Source organism: Kitasatospora sp. NPDC093102 (assembly GCF_040683915.1).
Lineage (GTDB): Bacteria > Actinomycetota > Actinomycetes > Streptomycetales > Streptomycetaceae > Kitasatospora.
The window spans coordinates 82,551-99,043 of record NZ_JBFBFA010000009.1 but is presented as its reverse complement, the minus strand read 5'-3'; the positions used below and the strand labels follow the sequence as shown (position 1 = coordinate 99,043).

Below are 16,493 nucleotides of genomic sequence, written 5' to 3'. Positions count from 1 at the left end.
CAATCCATGTCTCTCGCCTCCTCCCGGCCGGCGCACCCCGTGGTGCGTGTCGTCGACGCGGCAAGGAGTTCACCGGCCCGCGCAACGCGACCGCCGGTTCACCCCAACTCGTCAGAGCTTAGCCCCGCCCGGGGGTCATACTTGCGCACTTGGTAGAATCTTTACCTTTGGGTGCGCGGACGAAGGGCAGGCGCGGCGAGCGGTCACGCGCCCGGCAGGCTGCCGAGGACGGCGGCCACCTCGGTGCGCCGGGCGACCTCCAGCAGTGCGCGGGCCATCACCGAGCCGGGCTCCCGGGCGGCGATCACCAGCCCGATCGGCGTGCTGTGCGCCGGCTCGGCCAGCGGGACGGCCTGCATCCCGTGCGGCACGCCGAACACGTGCAGCCAGGCGTACGGCACGATGCTCGCCCAGTGCCCGGTGCGGACGTGGGCGAAGAGCGAGGCCACCGAGTCCGTCTCGACCCGGGGCGTCGGCTCCAGCCCGAGGCCCGCGAACACCTCGTCCAGCACCCGGCGGCCCTGCATGCCCGGATGCAGCAGGCACAGCGGCAGCCGGGAGGCCTCCTCCCAGGTCGCCCGCGGGTGCCGGGCCAGCTCGTCTGCCGGGCCGGTCAGCAGGACGTACCGCTCCTCGTAGAGCGGGAGCGTGCGCAGGTCGTCGGTGCCCGGCCCGGACAGGTAGGTGATGCCCGCGTCGATCTCGAAGTTCCGTACCTGGCGCAGGAGTTCATCGGAGCGCAGGTCGGTGGACAGCTCCACGGCGGCCAGCGGGTGCGCGGCGCAGAACGGCCCGGTGAGCAGCGAGACGGCACCCGAGGCGGTCGGCACCGAGCCGATCCGCAGCCGTCCGCTCAGGCCGGTGCGCAGCGCGTCCACCTCGTCCCGCAGGGCGTCCCGGTCGGCCAGGATGCGCTGCGCCCACAGCACGATCCGCTCGCCCTCGGGGGTCAGGTCCTCGTAGGTGCGGCCGCGCCGCACCAGCAGCACCCCGAGTTCGTCCTCCAGCTTGCGCAGGGCCTCGGAGAGGGCGGGCTGGGAGACGTGGCAGGCCTGGGCGGCGCGCGCGAAGTGGCGCTCGCGGGCGAGCGCGACGAGGTACTCAAGCTGGCGGAAGAGCATCTACTCGGCCCTGGTGGCGGTGTCGATGCGGTCGGTGCGGGTGTAGACGTTCATCGAGTCGCCGCGCAGGAAGCCGACCAGGGTCAGCCCGCTCTCCTCGGCGAGGTCCACGGCCAGCGAGGACGGCGCGGAGACCGCCGCGAGCACCGGGACGCCCGCCATCACGGCCTTCTGCACCAGCTCGAAGGAGGCCCGGCCGCTGACCATCAGCACCGTGCCGCGGGCCGGCAGCAGGCCCTCGCGCAGGGCGTGGCCGACCACCTTGTCCACGGCGTTGTGCCGGCCCACGTCCTCGCGCAGGCAGAGCAGCCGCCCGTCGGCGTCGAACAGCCCGGCCGCGTGCAGGCCGCCGGTGCTGTCGAAGACCTTCTGGGCGGCGCGCAGCCGCTCGGGCAGCGCGGAGAGCAGCCCGGGGGTGATGCGCAGCCCGTCCTCGGCGACGCTCCACGCCGCGGTGGTGCGCACCGCGTCCAGGCTGGCCTTGCCGCACAGGCCGCAGGAGGAGGTGGTGTAGAAGTTGCGCTCCAGCGAGGCGTCGGGGGCGGGCACACCGGGGGCGAGCAGGACGTCCACCACGTTGTAGGTGTTGCCGCCGTCGGCGGTGGCGCCGGCGCAGTAGCGGATGCCGGCCACCTGCTCGGCCGCGTGCACCACGCCCTCGCTGACCAGGAAGCCGGCCGCCAGGTCGAAGTCGCTGCCGGGGGTGCGCATGGTCACCGTCAGCGGGCGCCCGCCGACCCGGATCTCCATCGGCTCCTCGGCGGCCAGGGTGTCGGGCCGGTAGGAGGGCGTGCCCTGGCGAAGGCGCAGCACTCTGCGGGGTACGGTCACTCGGCCCATGGTCGTCGGCTCCTCGGTGGTGTCGGTCCGGTCCTCGGCGGTGTCGGTCCGGCGCTCGGTGGTGTCGGTCCGGTCCGTGCGGACTCTGTGGATGCATCCTCGCGCGTCGGGCGGTCCGGGGTCGCCGGGGGGTGGTCCGGTCCGGGCAGGTGGCGGCGGCTGTGCGCGGCGGTGACCGCCAGGCAGAGCAGGCCGACGGCCGCCATGCCCGCCAGCAGCGCCGGGTAGGAGGCGTGGCCGGCGGTGCCGGCGAGCAGCAGCGGGGTGAGGAAGCCGCTGGAGGTGGTGCTCTGGTAGACGGAGGCGGAGGTCGGCCCGGAGGACCGCGGGGTCAGCCGCTCCACCTCGTGCAGTCCCGCGCCGAGCGTCAGCCCGTACCCGGTGCCGAGGACGACGGCGGCGGCCACCACCAGGCCCACCGAGTCGCGGTCGGCGGCGAGCGCGCCGAGCAGCAGCCCGGTGATCACGGTGGCCATCGCGGTGAGGGTGGCCCGGGCGCTGTCCGCGTCGTCCAGCCGGGCGGCGAAGGGCTGGGCGACCACGCCCGTGGCCAGGGTCAGCGCCGCGACCAGGCCGCTGAACAGCGGTGCGTAGCCGGGCACCCGGTCGGCGACCAGGGGCGGCAGCACCACGTACGCCACGGTGGCGGCGCCGAGCACGGCCGGGCTGGCGGGGAGGACGACGTAGCGGAACCGGGGGTGGCGGACGGCCGCCGTGCGGTGCGGTGGCGCGCCGCCGGCGGGGGTGGTCTCCGGGAGTCCGCGGGTGGCCCGCAGGACCAGCAGGCAGCCCAGTGCATGGGCGAGGCCGGGCAGCACCATCGGGCCGGGCAGCCACTCGGCGATCACCCCGGAGGCCAGCGCGCCCGCCGCGAAGCCCGTACCGGTGGCGTACATCGCCCGACGGGCTCCCTGCTCGGGTGGGACGGCGGGCCCGGAGAGCTCGCGCAGCCAGGTCGTGCCGGCCAGGAAGACCAGCCCGGCCGCGAAGCCGGTGGCCAGCCGGGCGGCGTACACGGACGGCTCGTCCGCCAGGGCCAGGACGACGCTGGCGGCGGCGGACAGGCCCAGCGCGGCGCGCACCGTCCGCCGCCGGCCGTACCGGTCGGCGGCGGGCCCGCCCAGCAGCAGGCCGGGCACCAGGCCGACCAGGTAGACCGAGAACATCGCGGCCAGCGAGAGCGCCGACCAGTCGGTGCGCGCCCGGTACACGGTGGCCAGTGCGGTGAACTGGTTGGCGCCCCAGGCGGCGACGGCGACGGCGGCCGCCGCCGGGAGCCAGCGGGCGGTGCGGGACGGGGGCATCTGCTCGCTCTGCTCGGTTTCTCTCCGCGGGACTTCCCGGGCGGCTGGGAACACCCGCGAATTCGATGAATTCGGTGAATCCGGCACAGTGCGGGACAGGGTGGCGAGGGCCACCTTCCTTCCGGGATTCCGGACGCTTCCGCCGGGCCGCTGGTTCAGTGTGTGACATGCCGTCGTGGCACGTCAAAGAGGCAGTCCCTGTGACCGTATAAGTGGCGCCTATCAAGCGCGCGGCAGGCATGGCCGCTCATTGTCCGGGAATTGCACCGGGAACTGTGTCGGGAATTGCGCCGGGAATTCCGCCGCGGTGGTTCAACCCGTCTGCGGGCCGTCGCCGCCCACCGACAGCACGACCGCGCTGGCCGCGCCGGCCGGGGTCTCGTAGTTCACCGTCTCCCCGGGGTGCCGCCCGAGCAGGGCCTTCCCGAGCGGGCTGTCGAAGGTCACCAGGGTGAGGTCCCGCTCCTCCGCCAGCTCCGAGATCTCGACGGTCTCCTCCGTGCCGTCGCCGAACCGCACGGTCACCGTCGATCCCACCCCCACCACGCGCGCGGACGGCTCCCCGGCCACCTCGGCCTCCCGCAGCCGCGTCTCCAGCTCGGTGATCCGCCGGTCCAGCCGGGTCACCTCCGACGCCCGCTGCAACTCGTCCGCCGCGTCCGCCGAATCCCCCGTCGGCTCCATCCCGCGCAGCGTCGCGGCCACCTTCCCCCGCTGCTCCCGCAGCTGTGCCAACTCCTCCTGCACCGCACGCAGGCCCTCGGCACTGATCGGTTCCGGCCCACCGCTCATCCCAAGCTCCCGGGGCTGCTCGTCACACGCTCGAACACCGGCCGTCTCCCATTACCCCACCCCGCCGGGGCCCGGGCAACTCCGTATCCGGCCTCGGCTGCGGAACTGCCGGCGTCGGGCCGGCGCATCGCGGGGGACTGGTCCTGGACGGCCTCCTCGGCGACTCGGCGGGGCGGCCGGTCAGCCGGTGAGCAGCTCGCCCGGCCGGGGCTGTGACGCCTGTGCGGGGATGGCCGGCCCGAGGAAGGCGCTGGGTGTGCCGTGCCAGGACACGCGCAGGGCCTCGCGTGCGCGCGTGCACGCCACGAAGAGCAGGCTCAGCTCGCTGTTGAGGTCCTCCTGGTGCTGCTGCGGGTCGGTTTCCACCGGGGTGAGCGCGCTGCGCATGGGCACCAGGCCGTCGCTCACGCCCACCACGGCGACGCAGCGGAACTCCAGCCCCTTCATCCGGTGCATGGTGCCGATCCGCACGCCGGGGGACGGCGCGTTGCCGAGCAGGTAGACCGGTGTTCCGGCCTGCTCCAGGGTCTGGGCGATGTCGCGGCCGAGTTGGACGGTCCGGACGGCGACCCCGATGTCCTCCGGGTCGATCCCCGAGGCGGTCCACTCCTCGATGCGGGCGGCGAGTGCCCGGATCTCCTCGGCCTTGTCGGCGTGACCGTGCGTCTCGGGGCGTGCCCCGTGCAGGGTCGAGTGGTAGCCGACGAGGGACTCCTCCCCGCCGTCCATGTCGTCCGGGCGCTCGCCGGTGAGCAGGGACGCGGACCAGCTGAGGATCTCGTGCGTGGTCCGGTAGTTGACTCGCAGCCGGGAGGACCGCCCGACCACCTGGATCCCGAGTGAGCGCAGCGAGACCTTGTTCCCGTAGATCCGCTGGTGCGGGTCGCCGGCGAGGAAGAGGTCGTCCGGCCCGGGCGCGACGACCGCGCGGAGGAACCTCCACTGCGCGGGGTGCAGGTCCTGTGCCTCGTCGATCACCACGTGCCGGAACGGGCGGTCGTCCTGTTCGTCGAGCACCCGCGCGGCCTGTGCGCAGACCTGGAGGAACGTCCACTCGCCGGTCTGCCGCAGGTCTTCTTCGAACGCGGCCACCGCGCGCCACAGTTGGGCCTTCTTCAGCGGACCGAGGGCCGTACCCCGGCCGGTCCGGGGTGCCTTCAGGTACTGCTCCGCGCTCTCGACCGCCTGGGCCAGGACGACCTGCCGCCACTCCTGGTCCAGGAAGACGTCGGTGAAGTCGATCCCGAGCCGGTCGGCGATCCGGCCCCAACGGGCGAGGACCGCACGCTGGTTGAAGACGATCTTCAGCGGAGCGCCGCCGCGCGAGCGGCGGAGGACCTCGTTCGCCAGCGCGTCGACGGTGACCACCCGGACCTTCGCCCTGGTCCGCTCGTCCGTGACGAGCAGCGTGAGGCAGCGTTCCAGTTCCGCGGCGAGGTCCTTGGTGAAGGTGGTCAGCAGAATCGATCCGTCGGGTGCGTCCGCGGGCAACCGGCGCGCCAGGTGGTAGGCGCGGTGCAGGGCCACCACGGTCTTGCCGGTCCCGGGGCCGCCGGTGACGCGGGCGGGCCCGTTGTACGACTCCCGGTAGGCGATCCGGTACTGGGCCGGGTGCAGGAAGATCCGCCACGCGTCGAACGGGCGCTCCAGGATCTCCAGCAGCTCCTCGGGGCAGGACACCAGGGCGACCCGGCCGCGCGCGTGCGCCATCGCCGAGACCAGCCCGTCCTCGGGCTGCGCGGCGCTCACCGGAAGCGCCGCCCGCGCGTACGCCTGGACGATCTCACGGTCGATGTCGGCCGGCTCCAGCCCGCTCGCGAGGCCGATCAGAACGTCGAACTGCTGCTCCGGCAGGACCCGGTGGAGGGCCTCCAGATGGGCTTCGTCGGGCAGCAGCCGGATGATCGGCAGGATCTCCTCGTCGATGCCCAGGCTGCGCAGGACCTTGTCGGAACGGCCGGCGAAGAGCCGCCGGGGCTCGTCGGAGGCCAGCGTCCTCAGGGACTCGGTGGCGCGTTCCAGCGCGACGTCGTTGCGGATCTCGATGCCCTGGGTGGCGGTGTTGACCGAGCCGCGGTGCTTGCACGCCCAGTCGTTGGCCTTGTCGTGCGGGAGGACCTTCAGGAGCAGGTAGCTGTCGCCCTCGTCCTCCTTGAGGACCACCCCGCGCCAGAAACCGGTGATCCGGATGGTCCGGATCCGAGGGTCCCGCTGATTGGTGAGCTTCTCCAGGTGGATGCCGGTGTGCGTGGCTTCGGTGAACTTCTCGAAGGTCTCGAACACCCGCCGCTGCACGGACTTCTCCAGCGCCGCGAACTCCAGCAGGAAGTCCCGGTGCATACCCAGCGTCGCCACACGGGCCCCCTTGCGCCTCACTCGGGTCGGGCAGTGTGCACACTGTACTGGCCTTGGTGATCACCCGGGTGCGGGCGGACGGCTACCGTAAACTCCCCGAGGCGGGAGGAGACGCATGGAGCGCATCGGCTGCGGCACCGTGCTCGGGGGGCGTTACGGGCTGGAACGCCCCCTGGGGCGTGGGTCCATGGGTCATGTGTGGCAGGGCCGGGACCGGCATCTGGGCCGCGCGGTTGCCGTGAAGATCGTCTCTGCCGAGTTGTTGGCCGATCCGGCGGGACGTGACGGTGCGCTGCGCCGATTCGAGCGGGAGGCGAAGGCGGCGGCGGCGCTTGACCACGCGAACGTTGCGACGGTTCACGATGCCGCCATCACGGATGAGGTCTGCTGGCTGGTCATGCAGTTGGTCGAGGGGGCGACGCTCGGCGAGCTACTGGACGAACAGGAGCGGCTGGACGTCGAGTCCGCTGTGGCGGTGGCGGCACAGATGTGTTCGGGCTTGGCCGCAGCGCACGCCGCGGGCCTGGTGCACCGGGACCTCAAGGCAGAGAACGTCATGGTCGGCCGGGACGGCGTCGTCAAGATCCTCGACTTCGGGCTGGTCAAGGTGGTATCGGACAGCGGTCCCCGGCTCACCTCGACCGGCGAGCGGCTGGGCAACCTCCAGTGCGCTTCGCCGGAACTGCTCGCCGGCGCGCCGGCGTTGGACGCCCGCAGCGACCTCTACAGCGTGGGCTGCCTGCTGCACCAGATGCTCGCCGGCAGCCCGCCCTTCGACGCCCCGACGCCGCTCGCACTGGTGGCGGGCCACCTTGAGGGCCGGCCGCCGCTGCTCGCCGAGTGCGGAGTCGACGTGCCGACGGGTCTCCAGAGGGTGGTCACGGCGCTGCTGGCCAAGGAGCGGGAGAGCAGGCCCGGATCGGCCGCCGAGGTGTACGGCGCGCTCGGGCCGTACCTGCCCACGGCGGAGCCGGGTCCGGGAGCCCTGTGTCGATTCGGGTCGGAGGATCCCCGCCGTCCGTTCGTGCTGCCGCAGGCCCCCTACCCCGTGTGACCGCACGGTTGCGCGGGGATGAGAGGATGCCGCGGGTCGGCGGTGGTAGCGGTGCGAACGAAACTGTGACGGGGGACGGGGCGCGTGAGACGGGAGATCCTGGGACGCTACGAGCTGGCGGACCTCCTGGGGCGAGGTGGGATGGCCGAGGTGTGGGCCGCGTGGGACCGCACGGCCGGTCGTCGGGTCGCGGTGAAGTTTCTTGCCCCGTACGGGCACCCTGATGCGTCGGCCGCGCTGGAGGAGCGGTTCCGGCGGGAGGCGAAACTCACGGCCGACCTGAGTCACCCGGGTGTCCCGGTCGTCCATGACAGTGGCAGGCTCGACGACGGTCGGCTCTACCTGGTGATGGAACTGGTGCCGGGTGACACCCTCGCGGCCTCGCTGAAGGACGGGGGCCCGTTTCCGGTGCAGCGGGCCGCGACGGTCGCGGCTCAGGCGGCCGAGGCGCTGGCGCACGCGCATGCCCAGGGCGTGATACACCGCGACATCAAGCTGTCGAACGTCATGCTCACCCCGGCGGGCGCGGTCAAGGTGCTCGACTTCGGCATCGCGGCGGCGCTGGAGCCCGCCCCGGACGAGCCTCGGCTCACCGCGACCGACGCCACGCCCGGCACCGCGGGTTTCATGGCGCCGGAGCAGGCCCAGGGGCGTCCGGTCGCGGCGAGCGACCTGTATGGCTTGGGCTGCGTGCTGTACGAATTGCTGGCCGGCGTAGCGCCGTTCACCGCGCCGAATGCGGTGATGCTGATGTACCAGCACGCGTTCAAGGAGCCGCCCTCGGTCACCTCGCACCGGCCGGATGCGCCTGCCGAGTTCGCCGACCTGGTGATGCGGCTGCTGGCCAAGAAGCCGGCGGCGCGCCCGTCGGCCGATGAGGTCCGCGACATCGGCCGGCGATGGTCGGCCGGGGCGGCCGGTAGCGATGAGACGGGATCCGTCGTCTCGCTGGTGGAGCAGTACGACCGGTGGCGTGAGGCCGACGAGCCCGGACGGGCCCATGAGGGGTACGCAGGGCTGGTGGAGAGGCTTGCCGGCAGTCGGCCCGTCGACGATCCGGAGCTGCTGGCCTGCCGGGCGGGTGCGGCTCGCTGCCTGGCCATGCTGGGGCGTTCGACCGAGGCCCGGGACGCGTACGAGGCGCTGCTGCCGTTCCAGACGAGGGCTCTCGGTGCCGCGCACGTGTCCGTCTTCGAGAGCCGTTACCGGATCGGGGAGCTCGCCGCCGGGCTCGGTGAGCGGGAGAGGGCCCGCACGCTGCTGACGGAGCTGCGTGACGACCAGCGGGCCGCAGTGCCGGGGAACGATCCCGGGCTGGTGCGGACGGTCGAGTTGCTCGCGCGACTCGACCGGCTGCTGGAGGGTTCCTCGTGACCCTGTGAACTCTGTACACGAATTACCCTGTGATAGGATCCGCGGCGGCCGACCGGGGGAGGCGCACCGAGTTCGGCGGCAACCGGAGAACCGACGGAAGGCGGACCGATCGTGGCGGACCGGCGTACGGACAGCGGAATCGACGAGCGGCTCCCCGAGGAGGGGGAACTGGTCGAGGTCCGCGGCCAGAGCTGGGTCGTCGCGCGGGTCGACCCCTCGTTCGGCACCGATGAGGGCCGCGCCACCCTGGTACACCTGCAGTCCGTGGCGGACGGCCGCTTCGGCGACACCCTCAGCGTGATCTGGGAGATCGAGCCCGGCCGCCGGGTCCTGCCCGCCGGCTCGCTCCCCGAGGCCTCCACCGGCCGCTACGACCCGCCCGCCCGCCTGGCCGCCTTCCTCGACGCCGTCCGCTGGTCCGCCGTCGCCTCCGCAGACGCCAAGAACCTCCAGGCGCCCTTCCGCTCCGGGGTCGCCGTCGAGCCCTACCAGCTCGAACCCGTCTCGCGCGCGGTCGGCGCTCCGCGCGTCAACCTGCTGCTCGCCGACGACGTGGGCCTCGGCAAGACCGTCGAGGCGGGCCTCGTCGTCCAGGAGCTGCTGCTGCGCGGCCGGGCGCGCCGGGTGATGGTCGTCTGCCCGGCCGGCCTGACCCTGAAGTGGCGGGACGAGATGGCCGAGAAGTTCGGCCTCGACTTCACCATCGTCGACTCCGAGCACTGCGCCCGGCTGCGCCGGACCCACGGCACCGCCGCGAACCCGTTCCGCGTCCACCCGCTGACCATCGTCTCCCTGCCCTGGCTGCGCGGCGTCAAGGCCCAGCGCCTCCTCGACGAGGTGATTCCGGTCGGCGAGGCGGCGCGCGACGAGGACGGCGCCGAGCACCGCTTCTTCGACCTGCTGGTCCTGGACGAGGCGCACCACGTCGCGCCCGCGGCCCCCAAGCAGGTGTACGCCGTCGACTCCCAGCAGACCAAGCTCATCCGCCGCCTGGTGCCGCACTTCGAGCACCGGCTGTTCCTTTCGGCCACCCCGCACAACGGGTACCCGGAGTCGTACACCGCGCTGCTCGAACTCATCGACAACCAGCGGTTCGCCCGGGGTGTCGACCCGGACAAGGCCGCGCTCGACGACACCGTCATCCGGCGACTGAAGAGCAACGTCACCGACGACCACGGCAACCCCGTCTTCCGTACCCGCCGGACCAGCGAACTCCAGGTCGACTACACCCCGGCCGAGCTGGAGGTCCACGGTCTGGTCAGCAGTTTCGCCGACCTGCGGCGCAAGCGCCTCGCGCCCAAGGCCAAGGGCGGCCGCAGGGCCGCCGACCTGGTCACCCTGCTGCTGAAGAAGCGGCTGTTCTCCTCCCCGGCGGCCTTCCTGCACACCGTGCAGATCTACCTCGGGCACCTGGACGACACGGCCGGGCGCCCCCGCGTCGCCGCCGACGACGTGCCGGACTGGCTGGACGAGTTCGACGACTTCGCGGCCGAACTCGACGACCTCGCCCTCGCCGAGGCGGAGGACGACGCGCTCACCCGCTCCACCCGGCTCACCCCGGAGGAGGACGGCGAGGAACTGCGCCTGCTGCGCGAGATGGAGCGCTGGGCGCTGAACCACGAGGCCGCCGCCGACTCCAAGGCGGCGGAGCTGCTCACCTACCTCAGGGCGATCTGCCGCCCGGACGGCAAGCGCTGGTCGAACGAGCGGGTCGTGGTCTTCACCGAGTACCGCGACACCCAGAAGTGGCTGGTCGACCTGCTCCGCCAGCAGGAGATGACCGACGGCGGGCGCGTCGCCCAGCTCCACGGCGGACTCGGCGCCGAGGAGCGGGAACAGATCCGGCTCGGCTTCCAGGCCGCGCCGGACACGGGCGAGGGGCGCGTCCGCATCCTGATCGCCACGGACGCCGCCAGCGAGGGCATCGACCTGCAGAACCACTGCTTCCGGCTGGTCAACTACGACATTCCCTTCAACCCCAACAAGCTCGAACAGCGCATCGGCCGGATCGACCGCTGGGGGCAGCGCGAGGACCCGGAGATCCGCCACTTCGTCGGCTCCGGCTGGCGCGAAGCCGCCGTGGGGTCCTACGAGGCGGACCTGGAGTTCCTCTCCCGGGTCGCCAAGAAGGTCGCGCGGATGGAGGCCGACCTCGGCTCGGTCAACGCCGTGATCGCCGAAGCCGTGCAGCGCCGGATGACCGGCGACCACGCCCCGGTCGACATCGAGCACGCCAAGCCCCGGCAGATCAAGGGCCGCACCACGGGTGGGACGGTCGCGCACGAGCAGAACGTCACGGCCCAGGCGAAGCGGCTGGCCGAGCAGTACAAGGACACCGTCGAGACGCTCGGGCTCAACGCCGAGAACATCCGGCGCGTCGTCGACACCGCCCTCGCCCTGGACCGCCAGCAGACGCTGCTGCCCCACCACCACGAGGACTTCGACGGCGGGCTCTTCGAGGTCCCGCCGCTGACCGGCACCTGGGTGCGGGCCACCCGCGGGCTCGCGCACAAGCTGCGCCCCGAGGAGCAGCGTCCCGTCACCTTCGACCCGAAGATCGTCGCCCGGGCGCGGGACGAGGTCGTCCTGGCACACTTGAAGCACCCGCTGGTCGCGATGTCCACCCGGCTGCTCACCGCCGCCGTGTGGAACGCGGACACCGTCGGGCTGCACCGGGTGGCCGCCGTCGTCACCGACGACCCGGCGGTGGAGACCACGCTCGTCGGCGCGTACGCCCGGTACGTGCTCGTGGGCGTGGACGGTACCCGGCTGCACGAGGAAGTGCTCTACGCGGGCGGGTGGTTCGGCGACACCGGACGCTTCCGCCGCTGGGAGTCCGTGCGCGGGCTCGGCGCGACGCTGTCGCACGCGCTCACCACGGGCGTCGAGGCCGCGCCCCACCTGAAGAAGGCCGCCGCCGAGGCCTGGCCACGGCTCGCCCAGCCGCTGACCGACTCGCTGGCGGCCCGCTCGCGCGAACGGCTGGCCTCGCTGGAGAAGGGCCTGCAAGACCGGCGCGGAGAGGAGGAGCGCCGCATCGAGGCGACGCTCGACCGCTTCGAGGCGACGCTGCGCGCGAAGCTCAAGGAGGAGGGTGACGGGATCGGCGAGCAGATGGCCTTCTTCGGCGAGCGCGAGCTCACCTCCGTCGAGCAGCGCCAGTACCGCGAGGACCGCGAGCGGTGGGACGCCCGGCTCAAGGACCTCGCCGCCGAGCGCGAACGCGAACTCGCCGCCATCGACAAGCGCTACCGCGCGCCCCGCTCGCACCTGTTCCCCGTCGCCGTCGTCTTCGTGATCCCGCAGAAGGAAGCCATCCGATGAGCCCGCGCCCCGCCGCCTCCCGCGGACTCGCCGCCGCCAAGGCCAAGGCCCTCGACGGCCGCACCCAGCACCAGGAGTGGCTCGAACTCACCGAGGTCTCCGGACCGTTCCTGACCATGCCGGTGCTGCTCGGCGCCTGGCCGCAGCTGGACTCGATCGACCGCAAGCAGCGCGACCGGTTGCGCGCCCGCCACGCCGACTGGTTGGTGGACCGGACGGCCGGGCGGGACGAGTGGGTCGCCTACGTGCTGCGGGACCTGCTGGAGTGGGGCGACGCCCTGGTGCTGCGGCAGGGCGAGGACGACGACCTGGCGCTCGACCGGTTCACGGTGGACGTGCCTGAGCACGGGACTCGGCTTCGGGCCGACTTCGCAGTCGTCGAGCCGGGCGCTGATTTCGCGGCCGAGCCGGATGTGGCGGCTGCGGCGAAGCGGGTGCCGCTGATCGGCATGGTCGTGCCGAACGGGACGGTGCCGACGGCGCGGGCGGAGTGGGGCGGGGAATGGTCGGCCACGCCGGCCGACCGGCTGGCGCGGCTCTGCCGGCACCACGGGATTCCGCTCGGGCTGGTGACGGACGGGCGCTGGTGGTGCCTGGTGTGGGCGCCGGTGGGCGGCGTCACGACGACGGCGCTGTTCGACGCGATCGGCTGGAACGAGGCCGCCGAGCGGAACGTCGTGCGGGCGCTGATCTCGATGCTGCGGCGGGGGCGCTTCTTCGAGTACGAGGCGGCCGAGACGCTGGAAGGGTTGCTGAAGAAGAGCCTGGAGGCGGGGGAAGAGGTCACCGACGCGCTCGGCGTCCAGGTCCGCCAGGCCGTCGAGCTGCTGGTCGACGCCATCGGGCGGGCCGACGCGCGGGCCATGGAGCGCGGGGCTGCCGGGCTGCACGCGGACGAGGTCAGCGCGCAGGAGGTGTACCGGGCAGCGGTCGCCGTGATGATGCGGGTGGTGTTCCTGCTCTTCGCGGAGGAGCGCGGGCTGCTGCCGTCGTCCTCGCAGGTGTACGCGGAGTCGTACTCGGCGGGGCGGCTGTGTGCCGATCTTGAGGAGCGGGCTCTCGCCGAGGGCGAGGCGGCGCTGGAGCACACGACGGCGGCCTGGCACCGGTTGATCGCGCTGTTCCACGCGGTGTACGGGGGAGTGCAGCACCCCGAGCTGGAGATGCCGGCGTACGACGGGTCGATCTTCGATCCGACGAAGTATGCGTGGCTGGAGCAGGCGCCGCTGCTCCCGATCGACGACCGGACCGTGCTGCACATGCTGCAAGCGGTGCAGTACGTGCAGATCGGGAAGGGGAAGCAGAAGGAACGGCGTCGGCTGACCTTCCGGGCGCTGGACGTCGAGCAGATCGGGTACGTGTACGAGGGCCTGCTGTCGTACGACGGGCAGCGGGCGATGGACACGGTCGTCGGGCTGATCGGGCCGGTGGGGCTGGAGCACGAAGTCCCGCTGCGTGACCTGGAGTTGCTGGCGGCTTCGTGCAAGGACGTGAAGGCGCTCGCGAAGAAGATCAGCGAGGCGTACAAGGAGCCCAAGCCCGGGATCGGCAACGCCGGGAAGCTGGAGAAGCTGCTCGCGCCGTTGGCGGGGGACGCGGGGGAGGAGGCGAAGCGCCTGCTCTACGCGGCCTGCCGGGACCGGGAGTTGGTCGAGCGGCTGCTGCCGTTCTTCGGGATCATCCGGCGGGACCTGCGAGATCTGCCGGTGGTGATGCCGGCGGGTGCGCTGTACGTGACGCAGTCCTCGCTGCGGAAGAACACGGGGACGCACTACACGCCGAGGAAGCTGGCGGAGGAGGTCGTCCGGCACGCGCTGGAGCCGCTGGTGTACCGGGTCGGGCCGCTTCAGACGGCGGTGACCAAGGACTGGGTGCACAAGTCGGCTGAGGAGATTTTGGAGCTCAAGGTCGCCGACATCGCCATGGGCTCCGGCGCCTTCCTGGTCGCTGCATGCCGTTACCTGGCGGACAGGCTCATCGATGCCTGGTCCCGGGAGAAGCGGAAGGGCGCGGTCGAGTACTTGTCGGGCCGCGCGGTCGACTCGGTGACAGCGGTCGATGCCGAGTCGGACAAGATCGTGGTGAAGGCACGTCGTCAGATCATCGAGCACTGTCTGTACGGGGTAGACATTAACCCGGCGGCGGTCGAGATGGCCAAGCTGTCGCTGTGGCTGGTCTCCATGGACCGCACCCGGCCGTTCACCTTCCTTGATGACCGGTTGGTGGCGGGCGACTCGCTGCTCGGGGTTACCAGCCTCGACCAGCTGAAGGCCATGCACCTGGAGGTGGAGAAGGGAGACCTTCTCGGCGCGGCAGCTGACGTCGAGCGGCAGGTGGAAGAGGCGGTGCGGGCGCGTCACGCCATCACGGCGATAAAGGGTAAGAACCTTCGGGCGTTGGCGAAGAAGCGTGAACTCCTGGAGGACGTCCGCAAGCACACTGCCCGGCTTCAGCTCATCGGAGACCTGATCGCGGGTGCGGCGCTCGCAACGTGTGCTTCGGGTCGAGTGCCGTGGTACGAGTACGACGGTGGCGAGCGGGTACGCGACTTGTTCCCGTTGGCGGCTGGCGCTGCGAAGGCATTGGGGTCAGCGGATGTTGACGTCGAGGCTCCCGAAGTGGCGAGAGCCTGCCGCCTTGCGGAGGAGTGGCTGGCCAGTGAGCTGCCGGATGGTGCGCTTGAACGGCGACCTGTGCACTGGCCGTTGGAGTTCCCGGAGGTTTTCCAGGAGCGGGGAGGCTTTGACGCCATCATCGGCAACCCACCTTTCTTGGGTGGCCAGAAGCTCACCGGAGTGATGGGTGAGGCATACCGCGAGTATTTGGTGGACTACCTGGCAGGCGGAAAGCGCGGAAGCGCAGATCTGGTGGCCTACTTCGAACTACGTGCGCACGACCTGTTGAACAGGAGCGGCCAGACCGGAATCATCGCGACGAACACGCTTGCGCAGGGCAGCACTCGTGAGGTCGGCCTGGACCAACTGGAGGCTGTTGGTGTTGTGATCCGCCGTGCGGTTAAGAGTGCGCCTTGGCCTTCGAGGTCAGCAGTTCTGGAGTATTGCGCGGTATGGACGAGCATTGCGCCCGTGGCAGTAGAAGCGGAGCGTGTGGTAGGTGACCAAGTCGTTCCGCGTGGCATCTCTACGTCTCTCAATCCGATGACTCGTGAGCCTTCTTGGGCTGAGCCTCTTGATGCTATGCGTGGTGTTTCATTTATTGGCTCATACGTTCTCGGTCTGGGATTTACGTTGTCCGAAGCCGAGGCGCAAGCGTGGATTGCCGAGGATTCTCGGTACAAGTCTGTGCTGTTTCCCTACCTCAACGGCCAGGATATCAACAACAGTCCAGTGCATGGCAGTGAGCGGTGGATTATCAACTTCCATGACTGGCCGGAGCAACAAGCCGAGAAATATTCCAAGGCATTGGACCAGGTCAAGCGCGAGGTTCGACCGGATCGCCTGAAACAGACCTTCAGTAAGTCTGCGCGTGACTCATGGTGGCTTTACGAACGTGGCCGGTCGGAGCTCTACGAGAAGCTAGGCGCGCTAGGGAAATGCATCGTTATAACCCTAGTGAGTAAGGTCGTGATGCCGGTCATGGTGCCGACTGGCCAGGTTTTTGCGCACAAGCTCGGTGTCTTCGCGTCCGATGACTCCGGATTCCTAGCGATTCTCAGCAGCTCGCCGCATTACTGGTGGGCTCTTGATCGCAGCTCGACCATGAAGGCCGATCTCAACTACGCTCCCACTGATGTCTTCGAGACCCTGGTCCGCCCGCCGGTCACTAACGAGCTCAGGGTGGTAGGAGGGCGCCTCGATAGCTTTCGCGGTCAGCTGATGCGGGATCGCAAGATGGGGCTGACGGCAACCTACAACCTCGTGCATGACGCCGCCTGCGACGACAACGACATCGTCGAACTTCGGGCCATCCACGAGGAGATCGACCGAGCGACCATCGCCGCCTACGGGTGGTACGACCTGCTGGATCCCACCGGGGCTACCCGGCCGGCGGATCCGACGCACGAGACGTTTCCGCTGGATCACGGGTTCCACGAGACCGACCAGGGGACCCGGTACACCATCGGGTTGCTCGCTCGGACGGAGATCATCGACCGGCTTCGTCGGCTCAACCACCAGGCCTACGCCGACGAGGTGTTCCTCGGGCTGCACAAGAAGCCGAACCGGCGCCCCGATCTTCCGCCGGCCTCTGCGGAGGCGCGGCGCAGAAAGGCCGAGCGGCTGAACGTCTCAAGCTCGGCTGGCTTCGGTGATGACGGGCTCTTCCCGCCGGAGGGTGCCCTCTTCTAGGGGGGGCGGCGCCCCTTCGCTC

General features: G+C 71.1%; 9 protein-coding genes. 4 read left to right on the top strand and 5 right to left on the bottom strand.

The annotated features are described in order from the left end of the window. Positions 1 to 203 precede the first annotated feature (203 nt). From AB0O11_RS15535 to AB0O11_RS15515, 5 genes are all read right to left on the bottom strand, one after another. Positions 204 to 1,121 carry a LysR family transcriptional regulator gene (locus AB0O11_RS15535; RefSeq protein ID WP_363386253.1) on the bottom strand — a complete coding sequence of 306 codons (918 nt, stop codon included), beginning with the start codon at positions 1,119 to 1,121 and terminating at the stop codon, positions 204 to 206. Further along, a complete protein-coding gene (gene fdhD, locus AB0O11_RS15530; protein WP_363386252.1) occupies positions 1,122 to 1,961 on the bottom strand; it encodes a formate dehydrogenase accessory sulfurtransferase FdhD in 840 nt (279 codons plus the stop codon). Next, a complete protein-coding gene (locus AB0O11_RS15525) occupies positions 1,949 to 3,265 on the bottom strand; it encodes an MFS transporter (protein ID WP_363386251.1) in 1,317 nt (438 codons plus the stop codon). Before AB0O11_RS15525 ends, fdhD begins: the two co-directional genes overlap by 13 nt. Before the next feature lie 312 nt (positions 3,266 to 3,577). Then, positions 3,578 to 4,057 (bottom strand): GreA/GreB family elongation factor, encoded by a 480-nt coding sequence (locus AB0O11_RS15520; protein WP_363386250.1) that lies wholly within the window; start codon positions 4,055 to 4,057, stop codon positions 3,578 to 3,580. Positions 4,058 to 4,237: 180 nt separating this feature from the next. Then, positions 4,238 to 6,397, bottom strand: coding sequence for a UvrD-helicase domain-containing protein (locus AB0O11_RS15515; protein WP_363386494.1), 2,160 nt, complete (start codon positions 6,395 to 6,397; stop codon positions 4,238 to 4,240). Positions 6,398 to 6,527: 130 nt separating this feature from the next. Here AB0O11_RS15515 and AB0O11_RS15510 point away from each other — a divergent pair, with 130 nt between their 5' ends. From AB0O11_RS15510 to AB0O11_RS15495, 4 genes are all read left to right on the top strand, one after another. After that, positions 6,528 to 7,466, top strand: coding sequence for a serine/threonine-protein kinase (locus tag AB0O11_RS15510; RefSeq protein ID WP_363386249.1), 939 nt, complete (start codon positions 6,528 to 6,530; stop codon positions 7,464 to 7,466). Positions 7,467 to 7,550: 84 nt separating this feature from the next. Next, positions 7,551 to 8,840: a serine/threonine-protein kinase gene (locus AB0O11_RS15505; RefSeq protein ID WP_363386248.1), complete on the top strand. Its 1,290-nt coding sequence runs from the start codon at positions 7,551 to 7,553 to the stop codon at positions 8,838 to 8,840. Positions 8,841 to 8,951: 111 nt separating this feature from the next. Further along, positions 8,952 to 12,164: a DISARM system SNF2-like helicase DrmD gene (gene drmD / locus AB0O11_RS15500; protein ID WP_363386246.1), complete on the top strand. Its 3,213-nt coding sequence runs from the start codon at positions 8,952 to 8,954 to the stop codon at positions 12,162 to 12,164. Beyond that, positions 12,161 to 16,471 carry a hypothetical protein gene (locus AB0O11_RS15495; RefSeq protein WP_363386244.1) on the top strand — a complete coding sequence of 1,437 codons (4,311 nt, stop codon included), beginning with the start codon at positions 12,161 to 12,163 and terminating at the stop codon, positions 16,469 to 16,471. Before drmD ends, AB0O11_RS15495 begins: the two co-directional genes overlap by 4 nt. Positions 16,472 to 16,493: the final 22 nt, after the last annotated feature.